Genomic DNA, 3,999 nt, shown 5'->3' on the forward strand with positions numbered 1-3,999 from the left:
CAGTGGACGGCGAATAGGTCCAGCCAGGCGGGATGTTCTTGGGGTCCATCATGCCCGCCATGCTCATGCCCGGCATCATCGGCACGAGCACCGACAGGGCAATCACGGCCGAGCCGATGAGCAGGTTGTTGTTGTACTGAGCAGCGCTCGGGCTCCAGAAGATTAGCGGGGCGAAGAACAGCCAAATGCCGACGAACGCCACCGCCCATTGCGCCCAGGTCTTGGTCCTGGCCGACAGCGACAGCGCACCGAACAGCGCGATGGCGAGGCCGCTGACGACATCGCTAATGGCCAGCGCGTTCGCCCGCCACTCAATCGACGGCAACCCGCGATCAATCGTTACGAAGCGCGCGGCCTCGCCGACGCTCTGCGTGGTCACGGAGTCGTATATGAGCGGGCTGGAGGCGAGCCACAGCCCAAGACCGATGTTCGCGTAAAGAGCCCAGCGCGCACGGCGCTCGTCCCGGTCCATTATGGCCATGTGATCGCCGTGTGCACCGTGGCCGGACATCGCCATGTCCGCCGCGCCAGGGCCGTGCCCCATGGCTGCATGGTCCATGCTACTATGGTCCACAGCCCCGTGATCCATACCGGCCATCCCGGCGCCTGCCGCCGTAGGTTGATGGCTCGGCGCTACAGGTTCGGCCTCTGGCTTATCGTGCCAGGCAACCAGGTTCTCGTTGAGCTTGTTGTTCCGATACCAGGCCCGCGGATGGCGCTTCAACGCCGCAACGATCGCGGGCAGCGTGTCGCGGAGACTATGTTTCGGCTCCCATCCGAGCAGCGAACGCGCGCGGGAGATATCGAGGATATAGTGGTCGTTGCTGCTGTCGATCATCCAGGGCTGGATGAAGTCGTCGCTGCCGAGCGCTTCGTTCTGTAGGATGATCCCGGCTTTCGCGAGCGGCTGCGGAATCCGGATCGTCTTCCAGCCCTCGCCGTGGAGCGCCTCGCCGACGATGTCCTGGATCTCGGCATAGCCGGGCGCGTCGGGCTCGCCGATGAGCAGTGGCAGCTCCGCCGGAAGTTCGTGCCGCCGATCGACCAGGCGAAGCACGGCATCGGCCAAATCGTCGCGGTGCACCGATGACTGTGCCGCACACAGCATGCCGGGATAAAAGTGCGAGATCAGACGGTGCTCGTAAATCTGCGATATCTGCTGCGCAAGAAACGCCGAGCGTCCGTCGTCGTCGTAAACTCCGGCGGCGCGCATATAGACGACCGGGATGTTCCCGTGATGCTCATGCAGCAACGCCTCGCCATCGACTTTGGACTGTGGGTACGCCCAGGACGCACCGATCGGGGAGTCCTCGTTGATGCGCTCGTCGGGTGTGGAAGTCGGCTTATGAACCAGCATCGTGCTGGCGAAGACGAATTGCTCGACCTCGAACGATTGCAGCCCGTCAATCAGCCGGCGGGTGCCCTGCACGGTGACCTTGTCATAGAGCGGATTGGGATCGCCCGTAATATCGTAATAGGCGGCTAGGTGGATCACAGAGGCGATGCGGTTGCCGTACCGCGCGCGCACCTCTTCGAGCGCGGCGCCCACCGCCTCGTCAGAGCCGAGATCGAAGTCGATTGCCGCCGCGGGCGGCGGCGGGTCTGGAGGACCGGCACGATCAAGGCCGACAACCGTGTAGCGTTCGCCGAGCCGGGCAATTAGCGCGGCGGCGATGAAACCGCTCGCACCCGTGATCAGAACGACGCCGCCGCCACCCTGGCCGCTGCCGGCTTCACTGCTTTTGCCATCGATCATGACTTGCTACCCTCGTTCGTTTGTCTCTGAAAACGTTAACAGGCCAGCTTTTCAGCCTTAACCCGCGGCGTGTGCGGGCATCCGGTCATAGAACTCGACCTGCATTCGCATCGGTCCGAACGGTTCGACAAAATGTGGTTGGTCCGGGAGCACCAAGCCAGGACAATCGGGATCGAGTATGGTTTCCGAGGCCGGGTCGAGAACATGATAGCGCAATCGCCCGGCGCGCACTCGAATGGCGCCCACACCCCAGGCTTAGTGCGATGCTCTTTTTGCAGCCCGGCCGGAAGCGTGTTCTCGTCGAACACAGGGGTGCATTTATAGGGCAGCGGTCGCTCTGGAGGCGGAGAGCTCATGACAATGAATCCATCACTTCGTAGCCGCGTAGGTCAGATATTCGTCTGATCGGCGGGAACGTCGCGCGGCAGCGTCGCGGCGTCCTCTGCGTCCGTCTCGACCGGTAGGTTCGCGCCGAGTGCGTGGCATGTCATCGAGATCGAACCCATCGAAAAGCCGCGCACGATCGGTTCCGGCCGGGCGTCCTCAGCGGCCGCCAGGCCTGCCAGGTAGAGGAGCGGAACGAAGTGGTCGGGCGTAGGCACGGCGCGCGCGTAGTCGGGATGCTCGCGCACCCTCAGAATGTCGCTTGGCGCGTCGGCGAGCTGCGCTACCACGGCGTCGTCGAACCGCTCTGCCCAATCGAATGCTGTGTTAGGCTGGTCCCACTGGATTTCTCGTAGGTTATGGACGACGTTGCCGCTGGCGAGGATCGCCACGCCGCTGTCGCGCAACGCGGCGAGCCGCGCGGCGATGTCCACATGGTATTCGAGCGGGCGCAGCGCATTGATCGAAAGTTGCACCACGGGCACGTCGGCTTGCGGGTAGAGGTGCGCGAGCACGGACCAGGTGCCGTGATCGAGCCCCCACTGATCGCGGTCGAGACCAACCCATTCCGGTTTCACCACTTCCGCAATCTCCTGCGCCACGTCCGGCGCGCCGGGTGCCGGATAGTCGAAGTCGAACAGCGCCTGCGGGAAGCCGTAGAAATCGTGGATCGTTCGAGGTCTCGGCATGGCCGTCACCGCGGTCGCACCGAAATACCAATGGGCCGAGACGACCAGCAGTGCACGGGGACGGGGCAGTGTTCGCCCGAGCGACTTCCAGGCGTCGGTGAAGCCGTTCCGCTCCAGCGTGTTCATCGGGCTACCGTGGCCGATGAACAGTGCAGGCATCCGCCCGGCGACCATCATGCCCCTTCCCCGCGACGCTGGAGGGAAGCGTCCAGGCTCCAAGGTCCTGGCCCCGCGAACACGAGATAGAGGAACGCGAAGCAGTAGAGGATCGCTGCATCGCCCCCGTTGTTGACCGGGAATGCGTTCTGCGGCGCGTGCGCGATCCAGTAGGCGACGGCCATCGTGCCGGAAGCCAGGAAAGCGGCTGGACGGGTGAACAGGCCCAGCGCGATCAGAAGCCCGGCCGCCAGCTCGACCAAGCCCGCGTATGCCCCAGGGTTGTCGAATGCAAAGCCACTACCTGCCGCTTGGCCAAGCGGGAAGGACAGGAACTTCTGCGTCCCGTGCTCAAGGAAGACGAGACCGGCAACGATCCGAAGGGCACTCAGCATTCGCGGTGCCCAGAAATGCAATCTTTCGTTCATGGCCATCGCCGCTCCTTGTTCCCTCAGTCAACGCGGCTTGTTCATTCAAAATCCAACATTTGGATGAAGGATCATCAAGAGCTTGCCTCGCGACAGGCATGCTTTTTGTCCCGCGCACTCAACGTAATGACCATCCCGGACCAATCCTCTCGTACACTCAGCTTTGCAGCGCGAGGCGACAGTCCCGCAAGCACCTGTGGGCGACTTAGGGCGTCGGACACGTAAGCTCAGTCCAAGCGGGGGGTATCTTGGGAGGCGAGGGTTAAGCCGCGCAAGTGGGTAAAAGAAGGTGGAAGGCCTGGGCGGCGCTTGTGTGGGCGGATGGTCCATAGCGTTTACATGCCCGACGCGGGTGGCGCGAGGGTGCCTAGCCATGCCACGAGCGCCAGAATGCCGATCACGCAGGCTGTCTCGATCGCGAGGCTGACCCGCAGCGCCCTAAGCGCCCCGCGATGGTCGTTCATGGCAATCGAGCGCTCAAAGGCCGGCGTGAGGCGAAACCGATTGAGGGAAGCGAGCCCCAGCATCCCGGCGAACAAGACCAGTTTGGCGAGCAGCAGCAGGCCGTAGAGTGTCGTCCCCAAGG

At 63.5% G+C, this 3,999-nt stretch carries 4 protein-coding genes and 1 pseudogene; all 5 read right to left on the reverse strand.

All coding sequences use genetic code 11. From position 1 onward, the window contains the following. On the reverse strand, window positions 1-1,756 hold a 1,756-nt coding region (locus tag AX681_RS06375), incomplete at its 3' end, for an NAD-dependent epimerase/dehydratase family protein (RefSeq protein ID WP_066681955.1). Between the two features lie 57 nt (window positions 1,757-1,813). Then, window positions 1,814-2,112 (reverse strand): annotated as a pseudogene (locus AX681_RS06380) (DUF1971 domain-containing protein). Between the two features lie 33 nt (window positions 2,113-2,145). Beyond that, window positions 2,146-3,006 (reverse strand): 4,5-DOPA dioxygenase extradiol, encoded by an 861-nt coding sequence (gene ygiD, locus AX681_RS06385; protein ID WP_046407130.1) that lies wholly within the window; start codon window positions 3,004-3,006, stop codon window positions 2,146-2,148. After that, window positions 3,003-3,419, reverse strand: coding sequence for a DoxX family protein (locus AX681_RS06390; protein ID WP_348770557.1), 417 nt, complete (start codon window positions 3,417-3,419; stop codon window positions 3,003-3,005). Before AX681_RS06390 ends, ygiD begins: the two co-directional genes overlap by 4 nt. Before the next feature lie 329 nt (window positions 3,420-3,748). After that, a partial coding sequence (locus AX681_RS06395; RefSeq protein WP_197421989.1) for a CopD family protein occupies window positions 3,749-3,999 on the reverse strand: 251 nt, incomplete at its 5' end.

The organism is Sphingomonas sp. CCH9-E2 (assembly GCF_001557215.1).
In the GTDB taxonomy this organism is placed as follows: Bacteria; Pseudomonadota; Alphaproteobacteria; order Sphingomonadales; family Sphingomonadaceae; genus Sphingomonas.